Source organism: Terrabacter ginsenosidimutans, from assembly GCF_039539425.1.
In the GTDB taxonomy this organism is placed as follows: Bacteria; Actinomycetota; Actinomycetes; order Actinomycetales; family Dermatophilaceae; genus Terrabacter; species Terrabacter ginsenosidimutans.
Genome location: NZ_BAABDC010000006.1, coordinates 41,102 through 64,545 on the forward strand (window position 1 = coordinate 41,102; position 23,444 = coordinate 64,545).

23 protein-coding genes are annotated in these 23,444 nt (G+C 72.3%); 8 read left to right on the plus strand and 15 right to left on the minus strand.

Features of this window, described 5'->3' with window-relative positions; translation table 11 throughout:
* Positions 1–7: 7 nt before the first annotated feature.
* Entirely contained in the window at positions 8–610 is a 603-nt protein-coding gene (locus tag ABD831_RS16665; protein ID WP_344949120.1) for a hypothetical protein, read from the minus strand.
* A gap of 143 nt (positions 611–753) precedes the next feature.
* Here ABD831_RS16665 and ABD831_RS16670 point away from each other — a divergent pair, with 143 nt between their 5' ends.
* From ABD831_RS16670 to ABD831_RS16690, 5 genes are all read left to right on the plus strand, one after another.
* Complete coding sequence (locus tag ABD831_RS16670) at positions 754–1,476, plus strand: response regulator (protein WP_142178943.1); 723 nt, start codon at positions 754–756, stop codon at positions 1,474–1,476.
* A gap of 4 nt (positions 1,477–1,480) precedes the next feature.
* On the plus strand, positions 1,481–3,004 hold the full coding sequence (locus ABD831_RS16675; RefSeq protein WP_344949123.1) for a sensor histidine kinase: 1,524 nt from the start codon (positions 1,481–1,483) through the stop codon (positions 3,002–3,004).
* 68 nt (positions 3,005–3,072) lie between these two features.
* A complete protein-coding gene (locus tag ABD831_RS16680; RefSeq protein ID WP_344949126.1) occupies positions 3,073–4,347 on the plus strand; it encodes a S1C family serine protease in 1,275 nt (424 codons plus the stop codon).
* Positions 4,348–4,574: 227 nt separating this feature from the next.
* The gene (locus ABD831_RS16685) at positions 4,575–6,095 is read left to right on the plus strand and encodes an SDR family NAD(P)-dependent oxidoreductase (RefSeq protein WP_344949129.1); all 1,521 of its coding nucleotides are present in this window, start codon (positions 4,575–4,577) and stop codon (positions 6,093–6,095) included.
* A gap of 60 nt (positions 6,096–6,155) precedes the next feature.
* Complete coding sequence (locus tag ABD831_RS16690; RefSeq protein WP_344949132.1) at positions 6,156–6,566, plus strand: VOC family protein; 411 nt, start codon at positions 6,156–6,158, stop codon at positions 6,564–6,566.
* Between the two features lie 47 nt (positions 6,567–6,613).
* Here ABD831_RS16690 and ABD831_RS16695 read toward each other — a convergent pair whose 3' ends face one another.
* The 4 genes from ABD831_RS16695 to htpX form a co-directional block, all read right to left on the minus strand.
* The gene (locus tag ABD831_RS16695; protein WP_344949135.1) at positions 6,614–7,144 is read right to left on the minus strand and encodes a GNAT family N-acetyltransferase; all 531 of its coding nucleotides are present in this window, start codon (positions 7,142–7,144) and stop codon (positions 6,614–6,616) included.
* Entirely contained in the window at positions 7,141–7,986 is an 846-nt protein-coding gene (locus ABD831_RS16700; protein WP_344949137.1) for a hypothetical protein, read from the minus strand. Before ABD831_RS16700 ends, ABD831_RS16695 begins: the two co-directional genes overlap by 4 nt.
* 4 nt (positions 7,987–7,990) lie before the next feature.
* On the minus strand, positions 7,991–10,489 hold the full coding sequence (pepN, locus tag ABD831_RS16705) for an aminopeptidase N (protein ID WP_344949141.1): 2,499 nt from the start codon (positions 10,487–10,489) through the stop codon (positions 7,991–7,993).
* A 71-nt stretch (positions 10,490–10,560) separates the two neighbouring features.
* A complete protein-coding gene (gene htpX, locus ABD831_RS16710; RefSeq protein WP_344949144.1) occupies positions 10,561–11,436 on the minus strand; it encodes a zinc metalloprotease HtpX in 876 nt (291 codons plus the stop codon).
* A 197-nt stretch (positions 11,437–11,633) separates the two neighbouring features.
* On the opposite strand from htpX, the gene ABD831_RS16715 reads away from it, so the two are divergent.
* A complete protein-coding gene (locus tag ABD831_RS16715; protein WP_344949146.1) occupies positions 11,634–12,233 on the plus strand; it encodes a hypothetical protein in 600 nt (199 codons plus the stop codon).
* 68 nt (positions 12,234–12,301) lie between these two features.
* Here ABD831_RS16715 and ABD831_RS16720 read toward each other — a convergent pair whose 3' ends face one another.
* The 10 genes from ABD831_RS16720 to ABD831_RS16765 form a co-directional block, all read right to left on the minus strand.
* The gene (locus ABD831_RS16720) at positions 12,302–13,900 is read right to left on the minus strand and encodes an NADH-quinone oxidoreductase subunit N (RefSeq protein WP_344949149.1); all 1,599 of its coding nucleotides are present in this window, start codon (positions 13,898–13,900) and stop codon (positions 12,302–12,304) included.
* Complete coding sequence (locus ABD831_RS16725; RefSeq protein WP_344949152.1) at positions 13,897–15,402, minus strand: complex I subunit 4 family protein; 1,506 nt, start codon at positions 15,400–15,402, stop codon at positions 13,897–13,899. The genes ABD831_RS16720 and ABD831_RS16725 overlap by 4 nt, the downstream gene beginning before the upstream one ends.
* On the minus strand, positions 15,393–17,306 hold the full coding sequence (locus ABD831_RS16730; RefSeq protein ID WP_344949154.1) for an NADH-quinone oxidoreductase subunit 5 family protein: 1,914 nt from the start codon (positions 17,304–17,306) through the stop codon (positions 15,393–15,395). Before ABD831_RS16730 ends, ABD831_RS16725 begins: the two co-directional genes overlap by 10 nt.
* A complete protein-coding gene (gene nuoK, locus ABD831_RS16735) occupies positions 17,303–17,713 on the minus strand; it encodes an NADH-quinone oxidoreductase subunit NuoK (RefSeq protein WP_344949156.1) in 411 nt (136 codons plus the stop codon). The genes ABD831_RS16730 and nuoK overlap by 4 nt, the downstream gene beginning before the upstream one ends.
* Entirely contained in the window at positions 17,710–18,276 is a 567-nt protein-coding gene (locus tag ABD831_RS16740; RefSeq protein ID WP_344949158.1) for an NADH-quinone oxidoreductase subunit J family protein, read from the minus strand. Before ABD831_RS16740 ends, nuoK begins: the two co-directional genes overlap by 4 nt.
* Positions 18,273–19,064, minus strand: a complete 792-nt coding sequence (locus ABD831_RS16745; protein WP_344949160.1) for a NuoI/complex I 23 kDa subunit family protein — start codon at positions 19,062–19,064, stop codon at positions 18,273–18,275. Before ABD831_RS16745 ends, ABD831_RS16740 begins: the two co-directional genes overlap by 4 nt.
* Positions 19,065–19,241: 177 nt before the next feature.
* On the minus strand, positions 19,242–20,210 hold the full coding sequence (gene nuoH, locus ABD831_RS16750) for an NADH-quinone oxidoreductase subunit NuoH (RefSeq protein ID WP_344949164.1): 969 nt from the start codon (positions 20,208–20,210) through the stop codon (positions 19,242–19,244).
* On the minus strand, positions 20,207–20,734 hold the full coding sequence (locus ABD831_RS16755) for an NADH-quinone oxidoreductase subunit C (RefSeq protein WP_425582843.1): 528 nt from the start codon (positions 20,732–20,734) through the stop codon (positions 20,207–20,209). Before ABD831_RS16755 ends, nuoH begins: the two co-directional genes overlap by 4 nt.
* Positions 20,731–21,381 carry an NADH-quinone oxidoreductase subunit B gene (locus ABD831_RS16760; RefSeq protein ID WP_425582845.1) on the minus strand — a complete coding sequence of 217 codons (651 nt, stop codon included), beginning with the start codon at positions 21,379–21,381 and terminating at the stop codon, positions 20,731–20,733. The genes ABD831_RS16755 and ABD831_RS16760 overlap by 4 nt, the downstream gene beginning before the upstream one ends.
* A complete protein-coding gene (locus ABD831_RS16765) occupies positions 21,381–21,740 on the minus strand; it encodes an NADH-quinone oxidoreductase subunit A (protein ID WP_344949170.1) in 360 nt (119 codons plus the stop codon). Before ABD831_RS16765 ends, ABD831_RS16760 begins: the two co-directional genes overlap by 1 nt.
* 72 nt (positions 21,741–21,812) lie before the next feature.
* Here ABD831_RS16765 and ABD831_RS16770 point away from each other — a divergent pair, with 72 nt between their 5' ends.
* Positions 21,813–22,682 (plus strand): hypothetical protein, encoded by an 870-nt coding sequence (locus tag ABD831_RS16770; protein ID WP_344949173.1) that lies wholly within the window; start codon positions 21,813–21,815, stop codon positions 22,680–22,682.
* The gene (locus ABD831_RS16775; RefSeq protein ID WP_344949176.1) at positions 22,663–23,343 is read left to right on the plus strand and encodes a hypothetical protein; all 681 of its coding nucleotides are present in this window, start codon (positions 22,663–22,665) and stop codon (positions 23,341–23,343) included. Before ABD831_RS16770 ends, ABD831_RS16775 begins: the two co-directional genes overlap by 20 nt.
* Positions 23,344–23,444 lie beyond the last annotated feature (101 nt).

Below are 23,444 nucleotides of genomic sequence, written 5' to 3' on the forward strand. Positions count from 1 at the left end.
GTGCACGTCAGCTGTCGCCGCTGTCGTCGCCGCTGTCGTGACCTGAGTGGTCGCCCGGGTGGTCACCCGAGCCGTCGTGGTGCGACGACTCGTTGTCGTCCGCGTGCTCCTGGTCGTCCGCGTGGTCGCCCTGGTCATCAGCGTTCTCGCCCTGGTCATCAGCGTTCTCGCCCTGGTCATCGGCACTGTCGCCGGACTCCGGGGCACTGCTGTCGGAGGGCTCAGCCGCCTCGGGGGTGCCATCGGACGTCGAGGACGCTGACGAGGACGCTGACGAGGACGCTGACGAGGACGCTGACGAGGCCGCCCTCGCGGCACGGGCAGCGCGTTCGTGCGCAGCGCGTTCGGCCGCAGATCGAGCCTGGACCGCCTTCCGGACATCGGCCGTGATGGCGGCAACGACGTCATCCATCTCCTGGGCGCTCGTCTCGGCCAGGGCCGCCACGCCCGCGCGGAACGCATCGAGAGCCGGTGGAGCGGCGAGCCCGGCGGCGTCTGCCTGTCGGGTCGGCGCGGCCATCGCACCCGGAGCGAGTGCCGAAGCGCCGAGGCCGCACGTCACGATGACCGTGCCGGCCGCGACGAGGGACCTGATCCTGCGTTGGGTCATGAAGTTCTCCTGCGTCGTCCCCCGAGGGATCGTGCGTCCAGTTTGCCCCTTTTCGTTCGGTTCGCACCAGCGTTCACCGGAGATCGCCCTGAATCCGAGCAGACTCCCAGCGAACTCCCAGCAAACGTGCCGACACTGGTGTCGTGGACACCCAGACAGCGCCGGCCGCAGAGGCCCGCCTGCTCGTCGTCGAGGACGAGCCGAACATCCGTGAGCTGCTCGCGACCTCGCTGCGTTTCGCCGGCTTCGAGGTCGAGACGGCCGGCGACGGGACGACCGCCCTCGCCATGGCCGCCGAGTCCGAGCCCGACCTCGTCGTGCTCGACGTCATGCTGCCCGACGTCGACGGCTTCGAGGTGACGCGGCGCCTGCGCGACCGCGGCCGCCAGCAGCCCATCGTCTTCGTCACCGCGCGGGACGCGACGGGCGACAAGATCCAGGGCCTCACGGTGGGCGGTGACGACTACGTCACCAAGCCCTTCAGCCTCGAGGAGGTCATCGCGCGCATCCGTGCCGTGCTGCGCCGCACCCGGGGCCAGGCCGACGACGGCGCGACGCTGCGCTTCCACGACCTCGAGCTCAACGAGGACTCCCACGAGGTGCGCCGTGGTGGCCGGGTCATCGACCTGTCCCCCACCGAGTTCAAGCTGCTGCGCTACCTGCTGCTCAACCCCAACCGGGTGCTGTCCAAGCTGCAGATCCTCGACCACGTCTGGGACTACGACTTCCGTGGCGAGTCGGGCATCGTCGAGTCCTACATCTCCTACCTGCGGCGCAAGATCGATGCCGACGGGCCCTCGCTCATCCACACCAAGCGCGGCGTGGGTTACGTTCTCCGCGTGCCCCCCGAGCTGACCGCCCCCTGACCGGATGGTCGACCTGACCTCCCAGCCGGCCGCCGTCCGAGGCGACCGGGAGCGACCGCTGCCCCGCCTGCGGGCCATGCCGCTGCGGTGGCGCCTGCTCGGCGTCACCCTCGGCCTCATCGCCGTGGCGCTGGCCATCACCTCGCTCGTCGTCAGCGCCCTGCTGCGCGTCTACCTGGTCAACCAGACGGAGCAGGAGCTCAAGGTCTATGCCGCCGGCCTGTCGTCCATCGACTCGGCGGAGCTGCAGGAGGCCAAGACCCAGCTGCCCACCGGCTTCACGGCGCGGCTGATCGACCTCCGCACCGGCGTGTCCACGTCGCTCGGCGAGGCGTTCACCGAGCCCAACCAGGCCGAGATCCCGCCCTTGTCGGCCACCGACTACCGGGTGACGAGCAGGGTCCCCTTCCGCATCGGCTCGACCGACGGCGACGCCGAGTGGCTGGCCCTCGCGCAGCTCAACGAGCGGCGCAACGAGATCTACGTCCTGGCGCTGCCACTCAGCCCCCTCGACCGGACCGTCAACCAGTTCCTCCTCTACGCGGCCGCCATCGGCGCCGGCACCCTCATCGTCTCGGCGGCCCTCGGCTGGTACCTCATCCGCCGGACCTTCCGGCCGCTGACCCGGATCGAGGACACCGCGGCCCAGATCGCCGTCGGCGACCTGACCCAGCGCATCGACGAGCCCGACACCGACGACGAGGTGGCCTCGCTGTCCCGCTCGCTCAACGCGATGCTCGCCCGCATCGAGCAGAGCTTCGCCGTGCGCGAGGCCAACGAGGCGAAGATGCGCCGCTTCATCGCCGACGCCTCGCACGAGCTGCGCACCCCGCTGGCTGCCGTCGGTGGCTACGCCGAGCTCTACCGCCAGGGCGCGCTGCCGACGGCAGACGCCGTGACCGGGGCCATGGGCCGCATCGAGTCCGAGGCACACCGGATGAGCGGCCTCGTCGAGGACCTGCTCACCCTCGCCCGCCTCGACGGCGAGCGCCCGCTCGAGCTGCAGGTCGTCGACCTCGCCGTCCTCGCCGCCGACGCCGCCCAGGACGCCCGGACCATCGCGCCCGACCGGCACATCATCGCCACCGGCATCAACGGGCCCATCGAGCCGACCGAGCTGCGGGCCGACGAGCAGCAGCTGCGGCAGGTCGTCACCAACCTCGTCACCAACGCGCGGGTCCACACCCCTGCCGGCTCGCCCATCGAGATCCTCGTCGGTCGCCTCGACGCGCGGCGGGTGGCGCTCCACGTGCGTGACCACGGACACGGCATACCTGCCGGCGAGCGTGCTGACGTCTTCGAACGCTTCTACCGCGCAGACCGGTCCCGCAGCCGCGGTCAGGGTGGCGGAAACGGCCTGGGTCTCGCCATCGTGCAGGCGATCATCGAGGCGCACGGCGGCGCGGTCCGCGTGCAGGAGACGCCCGGCGGCGGTGCGACGTTCGTCGTCGAGCTGCCGGCGGCCGGCCGGGACGACGCGAGTGAACGGCGAGTGAACGCCTCGACCCAAGGCACAGCCGATTCCTAGGAATGCCACAACCGAGTCCAAAGCTGAATGGGTCTGATAGAGGCAACAGACCAGAGCGAGGAGGAGCCATGACCTTGGCACCTGAGGACCACACCCAGCAGATCCCGCAGGGCGGCTACTACAGCCAGTCCGCACCACCCGCGCCGCCGGCCCCGCCGACGCCGCCGCTGGGTGAGGGCAGCCGCCCCGCGCCGAAGCGCGACCACCGCTTCGGCCAGACCGTCGGGGTCGCCCTGCTCGCCGCCGTCCTCGCCAGTGGGGGCACGTATGCCGCCACGCAGCTCGCCGGTCAGGGCACCGGGACCACGCCCGCCGCCACGGCGACGACGAGCCCGAACCAGAACAGCTCGCCCACGGTCGTGCAGGGCAACGCCTCCGCGCCCGACTGGACCGCGGTCGCGGCCGCGGTCTCGCCGAGCGTCGTCAGCATCGACGTCACGACCCAGCAGGGCTCCGGCGCCGGCTCGGGTGTCGTCTTCGACAAGAGCGGGCACATCCTCACGAACAACCACGTCGTGGGCGACGCGACGGGCAACGGCGCGATCACGGTGACCCTGAGCGACGGCCGCACGTACGGCGCGACGATCGTCGGCACCGACGCCTCCACCGACCTCGCGGTCATCAAGCTGACCAACGGCCCCAGGGACCTGACGCCGATCACCCTCGGCGACTCGGAGAGCCTCAAGGTCGGCGACCCGGCCATGGCCGTCGGCAACCCGCTGGGCCTGTCGGGCACCGTGACCACGGGCATCGTCTCGGCGCTCAACCGCCCGGTCAGCACCGGGCCGTCGAGCGAGTCGCCCCTCGGCCAGCAGCAGGCGTCGGGCAACGAGGTCGTGACCAACGCCATCCAGACGTCGGCCGCGATCAACCCCGGCAACTCCGGCGGGGCGCTCGTCAACAGCAAGGGCGAGCTGATCGGCATCAACAGCTCGATCGCCTCGCTCGGCCAGAGCCAGGGCAGCCAGAGCGGCAACATCGGCATCGGCTTCGCGATCCCGGTCAAGGAGGCCAAGTCCATCGCCGACCAGCTGATCAAGAGCGGCAAGGCCGAGCACTCCTTCCTCGGCGTCAGCACCCGCGACACCGTGGTCTCCGACGGCAACGCCAAGCGCGCCGGCGCCCAGGTCGTCTCGGTCAGCGCCAACACCCCGGCCGCCAACGCCGGCCTCAAGAACGGCGACGTCATCATCGCGGTCGACGGTCAGCGGATCGACTCCGCCACGGCCCTCGTCGCCCAGATCCGCGAGATGACGGTCGGCGACAAGGCCTCCCTGACCATCATCCGCGACGGCGCCCGCCAGGACGTCTCCGTGACGCTCGCCGCCAAGCCGGCCAGCTGAGCTGACCGCCCCCTCCACTTCGCGCCGGGACACGGACAGGGTCGCCACACCCTGGACGTGACCCGGGCGAAGCCAGCCTCCCGCCCTCGTATGCCGTCCGCCTCGCGCCCGTCCCCGCCACCACGCTCCCGGTGGCTCGGACGGGCGCCGGCCGGACGGCATACGTCATCCCCGACGGCCTGTCCGCGGATTGGGGCGCGAGGGGACCCCCCGCGTACCCTTGCGCGGTGAGTGAGACCGAGATCGAGCTGGACCCCGCCGCCGTCGTGCACCTCGACCCCGAGGACGTCGCGACCGCTGTCCGGGTCCTCGCTCTGGCGCCCTCGCTCGAGATCGACGACCCCGACTTCGAGACCCTCAAGCGCGCCGCGTCGCTGATGTACAAGCGGCTCAAGAAGGACCGGCGCAACGCGAAGACGTGGGCCGAGCGCAAGGCCGACCGCCAGGTCATCGAGTCGACCGCCACCGGGTCGCCGATGCGGATCGACGACGAGACCAAGGGGATCCCGCTGGTCTCGAACGCGACCGGCGCCTTCGCCGGTGAGCTGGTCAACCCTCGCGGCTGCTACATCTGCAAGCGCGACTACACCCTCGTCGACGCCTTCTACCACTGGCTCTGCCCCGACTGCGCAGCCCGCTCGCACGGCAAGCGCGACCAGCGCACCGACCTCACCGGCAAGCGCGCCCTCCTCACGGGCGGCCGCGCCAAGATCGGGATGTACATCGCCCTGCGCCTGCTGCGCGACGGCGCGCACACGACGATCACGACGCGCTTCCCCAGGGACGCCATGCGCCGGTTCGCCTCGATGGACGACAGCGCCGACTGGATCCACCGGCTCAAGATCGTCGGCATCGACCTGCGCGACCCCACCCAGGTCGTCGCCCTCGCCGACGAGGTGACCGCGGCCGGCCCGCTGGACATCCTCATCAACAACGCGGCGCAGACGGTCCGCCGCTCCCCCGGCGCCTACAGCAACCTCGTCGAGCTCGAGTCGGCGCCGCTGCCCGACGGCGTCGCGCTGCCCGAGATGGTCACCTTCGACCGGATCAGCGAGGCGCACCCCGCCTCGATCGCCGGCGCCCTCGGCAACCACGCCGTCGCCCACCACGACGGCGAGTCCGTCGAGCACGCCGTCGCCGCGCAGTCGGCCGCGTCGATGACGGCGCTGGCCCTCTCGGCCGGGCACGCGAGCCTCGAGGCGCACCGGGCCGGCACCGCCGTCGACGCCGGTGGCCTGCTGCCCGATCTCCAGCACAACAACTCGTGGACCCAGAAGGTCGAGGAGGTCGATCCGCTCGAGCTGCTCGAGGTGCAGCTGTGCAACTCGACCGCGCCGTTCATCCTCGTCTCGCGCCTGCGCCCGGCGATGCGTGCCGCCGTCGCGGCCGGCGCACGACGGGCCTACGTCGTCAACGTCTCGGCGATGGAGGGCCAGTTCTCGCGCCGCTACAAGGGCCCCGGCCACCCGCACACCAACATGGCCAAGGCCGCGCTCAACATGATGACCCGCACGAGCGCCGGCGAGATGTTCGAGACCGACCGCATCCTCATGACGGCCGTCGACACCGGCTGGATCACCGACGAGCGGCCCCACGACGAGAAGCTGCGCATCGCGGCCGAGGGCTGGCACGCCCCGCTCGACCTCGTCGACGGCGCCGCCCGTGTCTACGACCCGATCGTCCGCGGTGAGGCCGGCGAGGACCTCTACGGCTGCTTCGTCAAGGACTACGAGCCCAGCCCCTGGTGACCTCAGCGCTCACCACCGGGTGCCTGCCGTCCCGCACCATCTCGGCGTAACGTCCCGTCCATGATCACTGCCGTCCACAACCTCGTGTACTCCGACGACGCACCGGCGACGCGTGCCTTCTTCCGAGACGTCCTCCAGTGGCCGTGCGTCACGGACGGCACGACCTCGGACGACACCGATGCCACCGACGACGCCGACGCATGGCTCATCTTCGGGACCGGACCCAGCGAGCTCGGCGTGCACCCGACGCGCGGTCCCGAGGGGTCGTCGTGGTCGTCGTCACGGCACCACGCGATCTCGCTCATGTGCGACGACCTGAGGGCCACCATGGACGAGCTCATCGCGCGCGGAGCGGTGTTCACGACCGACCCCACCGACCGCGGCTTCGGGCTCGTCGTCATGATGGCGGTGCCGGGAGCCGACGAGATCCAGCTCTACGAGCCGCGTCACACCACCGCGTACGACCGCTGACGCCCCCGGCCCGGGCGACGTCGGCTGCACGAGCCGGCTCTGTAGCATCAGGTCAGGTGCTTGGCGTACCAGGCCTCGGCGTAGAAGGCGTCGGAGAAGGCGGGCACCTCGACCCAGCCGTGACGCAGGTAGAGCGCCCTGGCCTCGGTCAGGTCCAGACGGGTGTCGAGACGCATCAGGGACACGCCCCAGACGCGGGCGATCTCCTCGGCGCACAGGAGCAGGGCCGCACCGAGACCCGCGCCGCGGAGCGCGGGCCGCACGTAGAGGCGGCGCAGCTCGGCCACGCGCTGCCCGCCGTCGTCCCGCAGCAGCCTCAGCCCGACGCAGCCCCCCAGCGCGGCGGCGTCGTCGGCGCGCCGGGCCACGACGAACTCACCCGTCGGCGGCGCCAGGTCGTCGCTGCGCATCTGGGCGAAGCCGGCCTCGATCTCGTCCGGCGTGGAGTCCCGCCCCTCCCGGTCCAGGTACCACCGGTCGCTGACCTCGACGTAGTAGTCGCGCAGCAGCGCCTCGCATTCCGGTGCCCGCACGTCGGCCAGCTCGATGACCCAGGGACTCGCACCCTCGGGGGTCATGTCGCCGCTCCTCTCCGGTCCGTCAGCGGCGGGCTGGTCCTGGCGACCCCGTCGGCGATGACCTCGGTCATCAGCGCGACGAGGTCACGGCGGCGGCGGTCGGGGTCGGCGGCATACGTCGACGGGTCGTCGGGGCGCTCGCGCACGCGCAGGCCCTCCTCGACGATCTCGCGGTGGTGCGGGTAGGCCTCGCGCGCCCACCGCCCCGCGCCGGACTTCGACGTCTGCGTCCCGGTGACGAGCAGGTGCACGAGCCGCGCAGCCCCGAGCGCACCCCACTCGGCCGCCTGTGGCAAGGACGCCTCGCGGGGGTGGTGCTCCATCGCCTCGAGCTGCGAGCGCCAGAACGTGTCGAGGTTCTCGAGGGTCGAGGCATGCAGCGCGGCGTCGTCACTCCAGATCTGCAGGTCGCGAAGATCCCTGCCGCGCAGGGTGATCCCGTGGTCGCGCAGCTCGCGCCACGTGATGTGCCTGACGTCGCTGTGGGTGCCGACGTCGAACCACTGGTGCAGCACGCCCGGCCCGTCGGGCACGACGTCGGGCGGGCCCGCGAGGTCGTCGGCCGTGACGTAGAAGCCGTCGTATGCCGGCTCGGGCCACCGCTTGTCGAGCTCCGCATGCACCTGCCGGAGCACCTCCGTGTCCTCGTCGGTGGGACGCCGGGTCGTCACCGCGACGAAGTCGACGTCACTGCCGGCGTGGAACTCCGCGTCGAAGCCGAGCGAGCCGTGGAGGTAGAGCCCGTCGAGCAGCCCGGGCGCGCGCTCGTCGAGCAGCGCGAGGTGAGCGTCGGTGACGACCCGGACGGCGCCCGGCAGCTCGTCGCGGGTCGGGGTGCCCACGCCGTCAGACGGTCGCGCCGAACGTCGCGCGGGACGCCAGGGCCTCGCGCAGCTCGGCGTCTGCGTCGACGAGGGAGCGGTGGACGGCCGGGGTCAGGTCGTCGCGGGCGATCGTCTCGGCACTGAGCCGCGCCGTCTCGTCCGTGAAGACCCGCGGGAAGGCGACGAGCACGACCCGCGACAGAGCGTCCTCCCCCACCCAGGCAGACATTGCCGGGACGTCGGTGAAGTACCGCGGCACGTAGTCCTCGACGAGCGCGTCGTCCGGCGCGACCCAGAAGCCGCGGGCGAGGTGCACCATCTCGTAGTTGGAGCGTCCCTGACGGGTCGTCAGCTGCTCCCAGGCCCACGCCTTGGCGTCGGCGTCGGGCAGGCTCGCGCGGCACATGAGCGCGTTGAGACCGCCCTGGAGCGTGTCGTCCTTGGCCCGGAAGGCGTCGACCTGGGCGGCGCCGATGAGGCCACGCGAGGCCAGGTTGCGCACGACGATCCACCGGAAGTCGCCGTCGTCCTCGAGGCCCGCCGGCAGTCCCTTGCCGTCGGCCCAGGCGCGCAGCAGCGTCTCGTCGTCGCTCGTGCCCGCGACGAGCCGGGCCGCCGCCAGGGACTCGGTCGTGCCGGTGGCCGCGCGCTCGAGCAGTCCCACGCCGGCCCGGTTGAGGCGACCCACCGCAGCGTCCTGCTTGTCGCGCGGGACGAAGTACGGCACGACGCGGTGCTCGGCGTAGGCCGCGACGCGCGTCAGGATCGAGGAGTTCGTCTCGTGCGGCCAGGCGGCGTCGAAGACGTCGAGGAACGCCTCGGGCGAGGCCGTCGCGCCGTGCACACCGTCGATGAGCGAGGACCAGACGACGGCTCGGGCCTGCGCGTCGGGGATCTGGGCCAGCTGCGCCGGCAACGCCGCGACCGTCGAGTCCGACAGGCGCACCCGGGCCCACGTCAGGTCGGCGGCATTGGGGACGAGCACGGCGGGCTCGGGCGTGCCCTCGAGCCCGGCGAGCGCCGTCTCGGGTCCGGTGATCGTCGTCGACACCCGGCCGAGCTCTCGCCCGTCGGTCCAGCCCGCGACGTCGAACGCGTGCGGACGGTCGGCGGGACGGTCGGCCGGCGACTCGCGGCGCACAACCGCGGACTCGATGACGCCGCCCTGCTCCTCGATGTCGACGGAGATGGTGTCGCGGTCGGCGGTGAGCAGCCAGGCGCGGGACCAGGCCTCGAGGTCCTTGCCGCTCGCCGTCTCGATCGCGGCGAGGAAGTCGGCGAGGGTGCCGTTGCCGTAGGACTTGTCGGTCAGGTAGGCACGGACCCCGGCGATGAACTGGTCGTCACCGACGTACGCGATGAGCTGGCGCAGCGTGGCCGCGCCCTTGGCATACGAGATGCCGTCGAAGTTCTGGAGCGCGCTCTGGGCATCGAGCGCCTCGACCCCGGCGACGGGGTGCGTCGAGGGCGAGCGCTCGGCGCCGTAGCCCCACACCTTGCGCACGATCGAGGAGTCGACCCACGCGTCGGTGTAGTCGGTCGCGTCGACGAGGCAGCGGTGCGACATGTACTCGGCGAACGACTCGTTGAGCCAGAGGTCGTCCCACCACTTCATCGTGACGATGTCGCCGAACCACATGTGCGACATCTCGTGGCTGACCGTGTTGGCCCGCGTCAACAGCTCGTCCCTCGTGGCCGCACCGCGGTAGAGGTACTGGTCGCGGAAGGTGACGCAGCCCGGGTTCTCCATGGCGCCGGCGTTGAACTCCGGCACGAAGACCTGGTGGTACTCCCCGAACGGGTAGCGGATGCCGAAGAGCCCGTGGAAGTAGTCGAACGACCGCTTGGTCACGTCGAAGAGCTCGGCCGCGTGCCGCTCGAGCGGCTCGCGCAGCGACGCGCGGGCGTGCAGCCCGAGGGGGATGCCGTCGTGCTCGTCGTGCAGGGAGACGTAGGGTCCGGCGCACACCGTCATGAAGTACGTCGCGAGCGGCTTCGTCGTGGCGAGGGTCCATGTGCCGGCGCCGGCCGGCGAGGCCGCGCCGTTGCCGATGACCGTCCAGTCGAGCGGCGCGTGGACGGTGACGTCGTAGGGCGCCTTGAGGTCGGGCTGGTCGAAGCACGCGTAGACGCTGGGGGCGGCGTCGAGGAAGAGGTGGCCGTAGACGTAGTCGAGGTCGTCGGCGGGGTCGGTGGCCCGGTGCAGGCCCTGCCCGTCATGGCTGTAGGCCATGGTCGCGGCGACGACGAGCTCGTTGTCGGCGGCGAGGCCCGGCAGCGTCAGGCGACCGTCGGCGACACCGGCAGGGTCGAGCGGCTCCCCGTTGAGCGAGACCGTCTCGACGGAGCGGGCCTTGAGGTCGACCCAGGAGTCGGCACCCGGCTCGGCGCACGCGAAGCGGACGACCGTGCGTGAGCCGAAGACCTCCGCGCCCTGGTCGAGGTCGAGCTCGACGGCATACGACGTGACGGTGATCAGCGAGGATCGCTCGCGGGCTTCGGCCAAGGTGAGACTGCGCATAGGGCCGAGCCTGCCAGATCGAGCGGCCCGTCGTCGCCCGGGTGGCCGCGAGGTTGGGTCCGGGGCCGGGCTCAGCGGTGGAGCGGGCCGCCGGCCATGCTCTCGAGGCGCGCGATGCGCTGGTCCATCGGCGGGTGCGTCGAGAGGAAGCGCGTCACGTCCTGGGCGCGGAACGGGCTCGCGATCATCATGTGGCTCGCGTTGACGATGTCCTGGGACGGGGCGAGCGGGGCGCGGGCGACGCCCGACTCGAGCTTGCGCAGCGCCGAGGCGAGCGCCAGCGGGTCGCCGGTGAGCTTGGCGCCGTCCTCGTCGGCGTCGTACTCGCGGGTGCGGCTGATCGCCATCTGGATCATCATCGCGGCCAGCGGCGCCAGCAGGCTCATGGCCAGCAGGGCGAACGGGTTAGGGCGGTCCTCGTCGGAGCTGCCACCGCCGAACATGCTCGTGAACATGAGCATCTGGCCGATCGAGGTGATGACGCCGGCGACCGCGGCGGCGACCGAGCTGGTCAGGATGTCGCGGTTGTAGACGTGCATCAGCTCGTGGCCGAGGACCCCGCGCAGCTCACGCTCGTCGAGGAGGCCGAGGATGCCCTCGGTGCAGCAGACGGCGGCGTTCTGCGGGTTGCGGCCCGTGGCGAAGGCGTTCGGGGCCTGGGTCGGGCTGATGTAGAGGCGCGGCATCGGCTTGCCCGCTGCGGTGGAGAGCTCGCGCACGATGCGGTACATCACCGGTGCCTGCGCCTCGGAGACCGGGTAGGCGTGCATGGCGCGGATCGCGAGCTTGTCGCTGTTCCAGTAGCCGTAGAAGGTCGTCGCGACTCCGATCAGCGCGAAGACCCAGATGAAGCGCCCGCCACCGACGAGCGCGCCGATGCCGAGCAGGAGGGCCCAGATGCCGCCGAAGAGGGCGGCCGTCTTGAGCCCGTTGAAGTGCTTGTGCATGTCCGGTGAACGACCGGCTGTCGGGTGGTGTTCCCACTGGGAGACCGCTGGGAGCCTGCTGGGCGCCTGCGCACTCCGGACACGGTGTGACACAGGCCTCAGTCGTCACTCGTTGAATGGACAACTCCACTACTACGCGCGGTAGTAGTTTGGCGGTGTTGGGGAAACCGACACCCATCCGATGAAAGAAGCGAACGATGCGCAAGACACTCGACAAGCTGATCTCGTGGACCGGCCTCATCATGGCCGCCGTGCTCGTGGTCGCGGGGGGACTGCTGATGTACGCGAGCAGCTTCGTCGCGAACAACGTCCACGAGCAGCTGAGTCAGCAGAACATCACGATGCCTGCCGCTGCCGCTCTCGAGACGCAGGCCCAGAAGGACGCGCTCCTGCAGTACGCCGGGCAGACGATGACGACCGGGGACCAGGCCAAGGCCTTCGCCGACCACTACATCCTCGTGCACATGAACGCCGCATCGAACAACCGGACGTACGAGGAGGTCTCGGGCGAGTTCCTCAAGCTGTCCAAGGACCCGAACGCCGACCAGGCCAAGGTCGCCGAGCTCGGCCAGCTGCGTCAGACGCTCTTCATGGGCAACACCCTTCGGGGCCTGCTCCTCAACGCCTACGCGTTCGGCACCATGGGCACCATCGCCTTCTGGGCCGCCATCGCCTCCTTCGTGGGAGCCGCCCTCCTGCTGGCACTCGGACTGCTGGGCCTGCGCCACGCGAAGACCGCCGAGGACGCAGCCGCCGCCCCCGTCGCCGGGGCCCGCACGATCCCCCAGACCGCCTGACCCGACTCGCACGAGGACCCCGAGGCGCTCCGCCTCGGGGTCCTCGTCACGTGTCGACAGGAGGGCTGTCAGCCGAGGAGCCGCAGCAGCAGGTCGGGCTGCACGCTGACGACGACGAGCACCGCAGAGGCGAGCACGAGTCCGGCGACCACGGCCGGACGCCGTCGCGGTGCGGCGAGGGACCTGCCGCCGCGGGCTGGCTCCGTGGCACCAGCCGGGGCGGTGATGACGGCGCGCACCCAACGGAGGTAGACGGCGACACCGATCACGGCGTTGACCGCCGCGACGACAGCGAGCCAGACCCACCCCTCGGCGACGACCGGCCGCAGGGCCGTGATCTTGCCGACGAGGCCGATGACACCGGGAGGCAGCCCGGCCAGCGAGGTGAGGGCGAGCACGAGCGCCCCGGCCCGCCAGGGGCTGCGCTGCCAGAGCCCGTCGTAGTCGCCGATCGAGCGCCCCCTCCCCGGTCGGTCGCGCAGGGTGACGGCGACGACGGCGAAGGCCACGAGAGTCGCGACGACGTAGGTGAGCAGGTAGGTGGCGCTGGCGCCGACGCCGAGAGCGGAGATGCTGACCAGCGGGAGCACGACCCAGCCGGCCTGCGCGACCGTCGACCACGCGAGGAGGCGCACGACGTCGTCCTGGCGCAGGGCCATGACGTTGCCGAGCGTCATGCTGAGCGTGGCCAGCAGGGCGATGGCCAGCACGGCCGGCGTGCCGAGCACGGACACGGCGCGCAGGACGACGAGCAGCGCCGCGAGCGCGGCCACCTTGGAGACCGTGGCGAGGAACGTCGCCACGGGCACCGACGAGCCTGCGTAGGCCGTGGGCGTCCAGGCGTGGAACGGCACGAGTGAGAGCTTGAAGCCCACGCCGGCGACGACGAGCACCGTCGCGAGGGCGACGACCCCGCTGGACACCGACGGGAAGACGACCGACGCCGCGCCCGACCCCGCCGCGCCCGAGCCCGCCGCGCCCGACACCGCCGCGAACGCGCCCCCGGACGAGAGCGCGGCATCCGGGGTCAGGAACGGGCTCCCGGTCCCGGCGAACCACAGGGCGACGCCGAGCACGAGCAGCGCGAAGGAGACGAGCGAGGTGACGAGCAGCTGCGTGGCGCCGGCGACCGCGGAGCGCCGACCGGAGAGGGCGACGAGCGCGATGACGGGCAGCGTCGCGAGCTCGAGGGCGACGAGCCACGTGCCGACGTCGCGGCTCGCGGCCACGACGACGGTGCCGGCCAGCGCGGCGAGCAGCAGCACGGCCTCCACCGGTTCGCGGGTGCTGTCGTCCGGGCGGCTCCGGCGGGTGCCCGGCCAGGCCAGGGCGATGCAGACCACCGCCGAGACGGCCGCCGCGAGCTGGAGCGTGCTGGCCAGGGCGTCGGCCTGCCACAGGCACACCTGAGGCAGCCCGTCCACGGTCGGCAACGCGCCGGCCGGGACGCGTCCGGTCAGGCAGAACGTCTCGCGGGTCGAGCCACCGCCCAGCGCGAGCCCCGGCACGGTCGCGGCCGCGGTGCCGAGGGCGGCGAGCCCGGCGACGGCGTAGGGCACGCGGCGCAGCCGGGGGCTGACGAGATCGGCGACGAGCACCAGCACCAGCCCGGCGACGGGGACGAGGGCCGGCAGGAGCACGGCGTAGTCGATGGCGAGGCCCTTCACGGCGCGACCCCCAGACCCGACAGGAGCCCTGCCGTCGCGGTGTGTGACAGTCCGAGCAGCAGGTGCGGCAGGACCCCCAGCGTGACGATGACGACGACGAGCGTCAGGGTGACGGCCCAGCGGGTGCCCCGGGCATCGGCGACCGGCTCGGCTGCGGGACCGTGCGCGGCGTCGCTGCCCTCCCCGGCCCAGACGATGCGGGCGACCCGCAGCGAGTAGGCCGCCGCGAGCGCCAGGCCGACCGCGCCGAGCACGACGCAGACGCGCATGAGCGCGACGGGACGGTCGGGCGTGGGCGACCAGGCGGCATACAACGCGAGGAACTCACCCCAGAAGCTCACCAGCCCCGGGAGGCCCAGAGCGGCGGCCAGCCCGACGACGAGGGCCAGGCCGAAGCGAGGCGCCTTGTCGCGCAGGGCGGCCCGGGCCACATGGAGGTCGGACGATCCCCACTGCTCCTTGAGGTCGCCGACGACGAAGAAGAGCAGCGCCGCGACGACACCGTGCGCGATGTTGCCGAAGAGCGCCGCCTGCAGTCCGGTCTCGCTGCCGGACGCGATCGCGAGGGCGACGAAGCCCATGTGCGCCACCGAGCTGTAGGCGATGAGGCGCTTGAGGTCGCGCTCGACGAGGCAGGCGAGGCCTCCCCAGAGGATCCCGACGACCCCGAGGAGGGCGAGGACCGGGCTCAGCTCGGCCACCCCCTTGGGTACCGTCGCGACGGCGAGCCGGACGATGCCGTAGGTGCCCATCTTCAGCAGCACGGCCGCCAGCAGCACCGAGCCCGCGGTGGGCGCGATGGTGTGCGCCGACGGCAGCCAGGTGTGCAGCGGCCAGAGCGGCACCTTGATGCCGAGCCCGAGCAGCAGCAGCGCGGCGATCGCGACCTGCAGCGAGCGGGACAGCCCGGCGCCGTGGCGCTCGGCGAGGACGGTGAGGTCGCTCGTGCCCTGGTGGTGCACGAGGAAGAGGATCCCGACCAGCATCAGGGTCGAGCCCAGGACCGTGAACAGCACGAAGCGTCCGGCGGCGTCGGCGCGCGTCTCGTCGGGCACGTGGTCGTCGCCGAAGCGCCGCACGAGCACCCACATGGGCACGAGGACGACCTCGAAGGCGATGAAGAAGAGGATGGCGTCGCGGGCCATGAAGGTCGCGAGGGCGCCGGTCTCGACGAGGAGGATGCAGCCGAGGAAGGTCGAGCCGGTGCCGCCCTTCGGGATCGGGCCGGACAGTGCGTGCGCGACGACCGCGACCGTGAGCAGCGCCGTCAGCAGCACCAGGGCGGCCGAGACGCCGTCGACGCCGAAGTGCCAGCGGACGCCGAGCGAGCGGATCCACGGCACGTCGACCTCGTGGCGTCCCCAGACGACGACGACCGCGAGCACCGCTGTCACGACAGTGGATCCGAGCGCGATGCCGCGCTCGACCGTGGACTCGCCGGGGATCGCGATGCAGGCGATCGCCCCGAGGAGCGGCAGCAGGAGCATGAGGGTCAGCGCCATGCGGTCACCCCCAGGATCGCGACGAGCACGACGCCCACGAGCAGGCTGAGGAGCGACAGGGACGGCACTCCCCGGTGGGCTCGCTCCCCCGCGCGACCGGCGGCCCGCGCCACGACGGCGGTCGCACGTGGGTAGGCGTCGACGACGTCGCGGTCGAGGGCGACGACCACTCGCGCGACCGCTGTGACCGCCCGCCCGACGCCGACGTATGCCGTGTCGACACCGAAGCCGCGCACCGCAGGGTTCCTGACGCGGTCGGGGACGAGGTCGGCCACGTCGACCCGGCCACGGTCGCTGACGGACCACACGGCATACGCAGCGCCGGCGACGAGCAGGACCGACAGCAGGGCGCTGAGCAGGCCGATGTGCACGCCGCCGCGCAGGCTGGCGAGGAAGAGCGTGCCGACGACGGTCAGCGCCGCGAGGACCGAGACGACGAGCGCGGCGGGAAGGGTGATGGCAGCGTGCCCGTGGGCGTGGACGCGCTCGACCTCGGCGTCGTCGGCGCTGTCGGCGGCCGTCACGACGGCGACCTCACCTGCGGCGACGACGGCAGGCTCGGCGTCGGGCAGCTCCCCCGTCGCGGCCACCGGCGTGTCGAGGAGCAGCCAGGCTCGCGTGCAGTAGACGGCCGTGAGCACGACGGTGACGTAGAGCGCCACCACGACGAGCCAGGCGCTGAACCCGCCCCCGCCGGTCGCTCCCTCGAGTGCGGCATCGATGACGGTGTCCTTGGTGAAGAAGCCGATGAGAGGCGGCACCCCGGCGAGCGCGGCCAGCCCGATGCCCATCGACCAGCGCAGCGCCCCGGTCGGGCGGAGCCGGCCGCGCAGGGCCGCGATCGCCGTCCCGCCGGCGAGCACCGAGAGCCAGCCCGCGCCGAGGAAGAGCAGCGCCTTGAAGAACGCGTGCCCGATCAGGTGCGAGATGCCGGCCCCCGGCCCGAGCTCGGCGGGGGCCGCCGCGAGGGCCGAGAGCATGATCGCGATCTGACTCAGGGTCGAGTACGCGAGCATCCGCTTGAGGTCGGTCTGCGCGAGCGCCAGCAGGGCTGCATAGACCATCGTCACGGCGGCGAGGACGGCGAGCAGCGTGCGTGCCGTGTCGTTCCCGGCGTAGAGGGTGAAGAGGCGGGCGATGACGTAGGTGCCGGCCGCGACCATGGTCGCCGCGTGGATCAGGGCCGATGCGGGCGTGGGACCCTCCATGGCGTCGGGGAGCCAGTCGTGGAACGGGACGAGACCCGACTTGCCCGCGACGCCGATGACGACGCCCACGAGACCCACGGTCAGGAGCGTGCTGCTGCCCGTCGCCGTGAGCACTGCCATGAGGTCGGTGGAGCGGGCGCGTACCGAGAGCGCGACGACGCCGACGACCATGCCGATGTCGGCGACCCGGGTCACGAGGAACGCCTTGTAGGCAGCCCGTCGGGCCGCCGCCCGCTCGCTGTCGTGGCCGATGAGCAGCCACGAGCACCAGCCCATGATCTCCCAGCCGACGAGCATGAGCACGAGGTCGGCCGACTGGACGAGGAGCAGCATGCCCGCGGCGAAGAGCGAGACCGTGGCGGCGAACTGGCCGAAGCGAGGGTCGTCGCGGAGGTACCACGCGGTGAAGACCTGGATGCCCAGCACGACGAGGGCGACGACGGACGACACGAGGCCCGAGACCCGGTCGGACAGCAGGTGCAGCGGCACCGACAGGTCGCCGAGCGGGAGGCCGCCGATCGTGTCGATGTCGGCCGATCGCGACGGCGCGACCCACTGGAGGAGACCGAGCACCGTGACGAGGGCCGCGACCGAGATGGCCACGCCGGCCGCGACGGCCCGGTGGCGCCGGGAGAGCAGCCCGGCGAGGGCCGCCAGCGCAGGGAGCACGACGATCATCCGCACGACCCAGCTCACGGGGCGCCCTCTCCTGCCGCTGCGGGCTCCCGCGGCGCGGTGGCCGAGGGCTCGGCGGCTCCGCCGGGCTGCTGCGGCTGGTCGGGCTGGTCGGGCTGCTCGTCCGTGAGGTCGGGGACGGCGGTGAGGTCGATGTGCCCGGCGCGACGGAACATCACGAGGATGATCGCGAGCGCCACGGTGATCTCGGCGGCGGCGATGGTGATGACGAAGAGGGTCAGGACCGGGCCGGCCGCGAACGGGGCCCCGGGGCGCGTGCCCGCGGTGACGAGGAGCAGGTTCGCGGCGTTGAGGATGAGCTCGACCCCGATGAGCACGAGCACCGCGTTCCGGCGCGCGAGGACGCCGAAGACGCCGAGGCCGGCGAGCAGGGCCGAGAGTGCCGCGGGCAGCGAGAGGTGGATCATCCGAGCCTCCCCGTGGCCACGTCCGGCGTGGCCGCGGGGCGGCCCGCGACGGCATCCCGCTGCAGGACCAGGCGCGACACGGCGAAGGCGCCGATGAGCGCGACGAGGAGCAGGACCGAGAGCAGCTCGAAGGGCCAGACCCACGTGCCGAAGATCGCCTGGGCCACCTGGGGCGTGGTCGTCGTCGGGGTGTCGAGGTCGGCCGTCACCGCGGCGAAGAGAGGCAGCAGGAGCGACGCGAGCAGCACCGTGGTCGCCCCACCCAGCAGCGCGCCGGCGGCCCGGTGCCACCACGGGGTGTCGATCTCGGCGTGGGGGCCGATCGGGGCCCGGGTCAGCATCAGGGCGAAGAGGACGAGCACGACGATGGCGCCGACGTAGACGAGCAGCTGGACGAGCCCGACGAGCTCCTGCCCGAGCACGAGGTAGGCGCCCGACAGCGAACCGAGCGAGACGAGCAGCCACAGGGCCGCGTGGACGACGTGCTTCGTCGTCACCGACAGCAGGGCAGAGAGGGCGGTCACGGCACCGACAGCGATGAAGACGATGTCGCGCGTGGTCACTCGCGCCCCTCCTCGTCGGTCGACACCGTGGGCAGCACCTGCGTCGAGTCCCCTTGCGCCGCAGCCTGGTCCGCGGCTGCTTCGGCCTCGGCGCCGTCGGCCGGCGGGAGGGTGGTCGTCGGGTCGACCACCGGCAGGGCCGCCGTGCGCTCCACCGCAGGCATGACCCGCGTCTGCTCGGCGGCGGGCGTCGCTGTGGTGGTCGGGGTGGACTCCGGGCGCACCCGGGTCGGGCGCGCTGCGGCGGCGGCCCCACGCGTACCACCGGCGGCGGCAGCACCGCGTGGGGGCTTCGCGGCTGCGACGACCTCGGCGGGGTCCGCGCTGCCGGGGTCCAGCGCCGGAGGGGCCGGGACGGTCGCCATCCACGCGCCGAGCCGGTCCTTCTCGTGGATCAGGTCGCGGATGTCGAGCTCGGCGTATTCGAACTCCGGGCTCCAGTGGAGGGCGTCGAACGGGCACACCTCGATGCAGATGCCGCAGTACATGCAGAGCGAGAAGTCGATGGCGAAGCGGTCGAGGACGTTGCGCTGGCGGGCGCGCCCACCCGGCGTCGTCGGCGGCAGCTCCTCCTTGTGCGAGTCGATGTAGATGCACCAGTCGGGGCACTCGCGCGCGCAGAGCATGCACGAGGTGCAGTTCTCCTCGGTGAGCGCGATGACGCCCCGCGACCGGGGCGGCAGGGCCGGTGAGACGTCGGGGTACTCGGCCGTGTGCGTGTGCCGCGTCAGGCTCCTCGCCGTCGTCGCGAGCCCCTTGACGAGCCCGGGGAGTATGCCGTCACCCATGTCCGCTCACCTCCTCCTCCGCTGTTGACACCGTCGAAAGGCCACGTTCGGCCCTGCCTGCACCGTCGAGAGGCCACGTTTGGCCCGTGGGCCGAGGGCCACGAGCGGCCATCCGTGGCCTCTCGACGTCGACGAGGGGGCCAGACGTGGCCACTCGACGTTGGGGGCTCGCGGGGGTCATGAGGTCATCACCACGCCGACGGCGGTCAGGGCGAGCTGGAAGAGCGCGAGCGGCACGAGCCAGACCCACGCCAGGCGCTGGAGCTGGTCCTCGCGCATGCGCGGCCACGAGACCCGCAGCCAGATGACGACGACCGCGACGAGGAAGCCCTTGAGCACCGTCCACAGCCAGCCGAGCCAGTGCTCGAACGGGCCGGCCCACCCGCCGAGGTAGAGCACCGCGAAGAGGAGCGACATGACGACGATGCCGGCGTACTCGGCCAGGAGGAAGAACGCGAAGCGCAGCCCGGTGTACTCGGTGAAGGCGCCGAAGACGATCTCGGAGTCGGCGAGGGGCATGTCGAAGGGCGGCCGCTGGAGCTCGGCCAGCGCCGCGACGAGGAAGACGACGGCGCCGGGCAGCTGCCAGAGCAGCCACCACGGGTTCCACGCGTTGGCGATGCCGATGAGCGACAGGGTGCCGGCGGCCAGGGCGACGGAAGCGACGGCCAGGACCATCGGCAGCTCGTAGGAGACGAGCTGCGCGGCCGCGCGCATCGCCCCGAGCAGGGAGTACTTGTTGGCCGAGGCCCAGCCGGCCATGAGCGTGCCGATGATGCCGACCCCGATGACGGCGAGCACGAGCACCGCGCTCGCGTCGACGTCGGCCCCGACGACGGTCGGCGAGAGCGGGATGACGGCGAGCGCCACGAGGTACGGGATGAGCGCGACGAAGGGTGCGAGGCGGAAGGCCCACCGGTCCGCACGCGCCGGGGTGATGTCCTCCTTCTGCACGAACTTGACGCCGTCGGCGACGAGCTGGGCCCACCCGTGGAAGCCACCGGCATACATCGGCCCGAGTCGTCCCTGCATGTGGGCCATCACCTTGTGCTCGGTCTGGCCGACGAGGAGCGGCAGCACGAGGAAGGCGACGAGCACGGCGACGGCGCGCAGCACCACCTCGAGCCACGGCGCGAGGGTGCTCATCGCGGACCCCACTCGGGGCCGGGCACGCCGGGGGCCTGCACGCGGCGGCGGCCGGGCGCGCGGGCCGAGTCGTGGCCCTCCCCCGGCTCCTTGGCTCCCGGCCACGCCTTGGACGCGCGGGCGGCCAGGACGAAGGACTTGCGCAGCGGGGTGCCCTCGAAACCCTCCGGCAGCAGGAGCGGTCGCAGACCGAGGCCGCTGCCGTCGTCGAAGCCGTCGAACTCGATGCCGAACATCTCGTGGGTCTCGCGCTCGTGCCAGGCCGCGCCGCGGAAGATGCCCGTCAGCGACGGCACGGGCAGCCCTTCGGGCGCGCGGGTGCGCAGCAGCACCGAGCGCAGCGCGCCCGGCACTCGCGTGTCGAGCAGGTGGCAGACGACGTCGAACCCCGCGTCGTCCCCCTCACGGTCGGTCTCGTCGACGGCCGTGAGCCAGTCGAAGTACGCGTAGCCCTCCTCGCGGAGCGAGAGCACCGTCCCAGCCCACTCCCCGAAGGGCACGTCGCGCACGTCGACGACCCTCACGAGCCGGCCTCGGTCGTCGTGCCGCGGAGCAGGAGGGGACGGCGGACGTCACCGGCGCTGCCGACCCGCGTGCCGGCATACCTCCCCTTGAGCTTCTGCGTCGAGAGGCGCTCGCTCGCGATCTGCTCCTGGAGGCGGATGATGCCGTGCAGCAACGCCTCGGGCCGCGGCGGGCACCCGGGGACGTAGACGTCGACGGGCACGATCTGGTCGACGCCCTTCGTCACGGAGTAGGAGTCCCAGTAAGGACCGCCGGAGTTGGAGCAGGCGCCGAACGAGATGACGTACTTCGGCTCCGGCATCTGGTCGTAGAGGCGACGGATGGCCGGCGCCATCTTGTCGGTCACGGTGCCCGAGACGACCATGAGGTCGGCCTGGCGCGGACCGGGCGCGAACGGGATGACCCCGAGCCGGATGAAGTCGTGGCGGCCCATCGACGCCGCGATGAACTCGATGGCGCAGCAGGCGAGGCCGAAGTTGAAGACCCACAGCGAGTAGCGCCGGCCCCAGTTGAGCACGACCTTGATCGGCTTGGGCGCGTGGGCGCCGAGGACGCCCATGGAGGCAGGACCGACGGTCGGCATCGGCAGGCTGACCGGTTGGCTGGTCGGCTGGCTCGGCTGGCTCGGCTGGCTCGGCTGCTCCATCACACCCACCTCAGCAGTCCGCGGCGCCCGGCGTGGGCGAGGCCCAGCACGATGACACCGATGAAGATCGCCATCTCGACGAGGCTCGCGCGGCCGAGGTCGGCGTTGCGCAGGACGGTCGCCCACGGGAAGAGGTAGACCGCGTCGACCGCGAAGACGACGTAGAGGAACGAGAAGACGAAGTAGCGGACCTTGGTCTGCGCCCAGCCCTCCCCGACCGGGTCCACGCCGGACTCGTAGGTGGCGAGCTTGGCCGCGTGCGGCGCGCGCGGCGCCAGCAGGCGTCGCACGAGCATCGCTGCCGTGACGAGCAGTACGCCCGCCCCCAGCACCGCTGCGACGGCCACGTACCCGGACATGACGGCCAGCCTATCCATGCCGGTACGCGAGTGGCGCGGAGTGGTCAGCCCCATCCGGGCTAGCCTGCGGCCATGGTTCACAGGGGACAGCAGGACCAGGCCGACGTCGTGCCCGACCCGACCCGCGACCGGGCCCTCCCCGCGGCCGATGACACCGGGGATGTCACGGGGAGTGTCACGGGGGATGTCGCAGCGGATGTCACTGAGGACGACGCCCTCGGCTGGGACGAGCAGGTCGCTCCGTCGCGTCTGCCGCAGTGGCCGGTGCTGCGGCGGTGGCTGCGGGCACTGCCCGTCTGGGTGCTCGGCGTCGTGCTGGTCACCGCGGCGACGGCGTGGCCCTGGCTGCTGCTCATGGGCTGGCTGCACCGCGGCGGCCCGTACTTCTGGTGGTTCGGCCTCGGCTGCGTGCTGGTCGTCGCGTTGACGTGGCTGCGCTTCCTGGACGAGCGGGCGCTGCGTGCCGTGAGCGGCATCCGGGGCCCGTCACCGCAGCGCGAACGCGCGCTGACGGACGCCCTCGCGGCTGCCGGCGCGCCCCCGGCCACGGTGTGGCTCGGGCGCGTCGGCACCGACCGCACGCTCTGCCTCGCGACACCCACCCGCTGCCACGTCGTCGTGCCGCTCGAGCCCTCGGTCGACGACACGACGCTCGCCGCCGACGCCGCCGCACGGCTGCGCACCGTGGCCCCCTGGCTGCGCCCGCTGACTCTCGTGGCCGGAGCCGCCTGGCTCGGCCCCTTCACCCTCGTCGCCCAGACGCTGCTGCGCCGCCTCGGCATCGGGACCGGTGACCTGCCGGGGCACGGCGGTGACACCCCGACGCTCGGGCGCCTCGACGCGTCCGGCGCCGTGGACCCGGTCACGACGGCCGTCGCCTTCCTGTCCGCGGGGCTCACCCGGTTTCGCCACGGCCGGAGCCGTGGCCGCCCTCCTCGGTGAAGGTGAGCGGCTCTCGCTCGACAGCCGCAACCCGTGGGTGACGGTCCTGTCCTACCTGCTCTTCGCCGCCCTGACGTGGATGATCCTCGCGGTGTGGCCCAGGACGTGGGCGCCGATCCGCGTCGACGGCGCCCGCTCGCGCGGCAAGGCACCGCTGTGGCGCGAGACCAACGACCGCCGCGAGGCCCGGCGCAACCGGGCCGTCATCGCGGGCCGACGCAGCCTCGTGCAGATCTTCGGTGCCTTCGGGTCGTGGTTCGTGGCCACCATGTGGCTGATGTGGGCGCCGCTCGGGCTGGCGGAGCGCTTCGGCTGGCTCGAGCCGGCGACCCCCGCGTTCCAGCTCGCCTACCTCGTCCTCGTCGCGCCGGGACTCGGCCTGGGCGTCTACGCCTTCCGCTCGGCGTGGGACCTCCAGCGAGGCAACCCGTACGCCGTCTGGCTGTGGGCGGGCGTCTACGTGGCGACGACCGGGGTGACGCCGTTGCTCGTCTGGTGCCTCGTCGTGGCGGGTGCGGTCGACGAGGCATCCGGGCCTGCCCTGCTCGTCGCCCACGTCGTGGTGGCCGCCTGCCTGGTCGCAGCGACCGGCGGCATCGGTCGTCACCTGCTCCAGCGACGCGGGACACCAGCCACGGCCACGGTGTCCCGCGACCGGTGACGGCCTCGCAGCCGGCCTGGAAAACGCTGTCGTCCACGTTGTGGCAGGTGCACAAACTGCGAGCGTGAGCGACATAGCATGGAAGTTGTCCGCCGCACAGT

Coding starts and splice junctions, on each gene's coding strand:
- ABD831_RS16665 (WP_344949120.1), bottom strand. CDS start 610: ATGACCCAACGCAGGATCAGGTCCCTCGTCGCGGCCGGCACGGTCATC.
- ABD831_RS16675 (WP_344949123.1), top strand. CDS start 1,481: ATGGTCGACCTGACCTCCCAGCCGGCCGCCGTCCGAGGCGACCGGGAG.
- ABD831_RS16680 (WP_344949126.1), top strand. CDS start 3,073: ATGACCTTGGCACCTGAGGACCACACCCAGCAGATCCCGCAGGGCGGC.
- ABD831_RS16690 (WP_344949132.1), top strand. CDS start 6,156: ATGATCACTGCCGTCCACAACCTCGTGTACTCCGACGACGCACCGGCG.
- ABD831_RS16695 (WP_344949135.1), bottom strand. CDS start 7,144: ATGACCCCCGAGGGTGCGAGTCCCTGGGTCATCGAGCTGGCCGACGTG.
- pepN (WP_344949141.1), bottom strand. CDS start 10,489: ATGCGCAGTCTCACCTTGGCCGAAGCCCGCGAGCGATCCTCGCTGATC.
- htpX (WP_344949144.1), bottom strand. CDS start 11,436: ATGCACAAGCACTTCAACGGGCTCAAGACGGCCGCCCTCTTCGGCGGC.
- ABD831_RS16715 (WP_344949146.1), top strand. CDS start 11,634: ATGCGCAAGACACTCGACAAGCTGATCTCGTGGACCGGCCTCATCATG.
- ABD831_RS16725 (WP_344949152.1), bottom strand. CDS start 15,402: ATGGCGCTGACCCTCATGCTCCTGCTGCCGCTCCTCGGGGCGATCGCC.
- nuoK (WP_344949156.1), bottom strand. CDS start 17,713: ATGATCCACCTCTCGCTGCCCGCGGCACTCTCGGCCCTGCTCGCCGGC.
- ABD831_RS16745 (WP_344949160.1), bottom strand. CDS start 19,064: ATGGGTGACGGCATACTCCCCGGGCTCGTCAAGGGGCTCGCGACGACG.
- nuoH (WP_344949164.1), bottom strand. CDS start 20,210: ATGAGCACCCTCGCGCCGTGGCTCGAGGTGGTGCTGCGCGCCGTCGCC.
- ABD831_RS16760 (WP_425582845.1), bottom strand. CDS start 21,381: ATGGAGCAGCCGAGCCAGCCGAGCCAGCCGAGCCAGCCGACCAGCCAA.
- ABD831_RS16765 (WP_344949170.1), bottom strand. CDS start 21,740: ATGTCCGGGTACGTGGCCGTCGCAGCGGTGCTGGGGGCGGGCGTACTG.
- ABD831_RS16770 (WP_344949173.1), top strand. CDS start 21,813: ATGGTTCACAGGGGACAGCAGGACCAGGCCGACGTCGTGCCCGACCCG.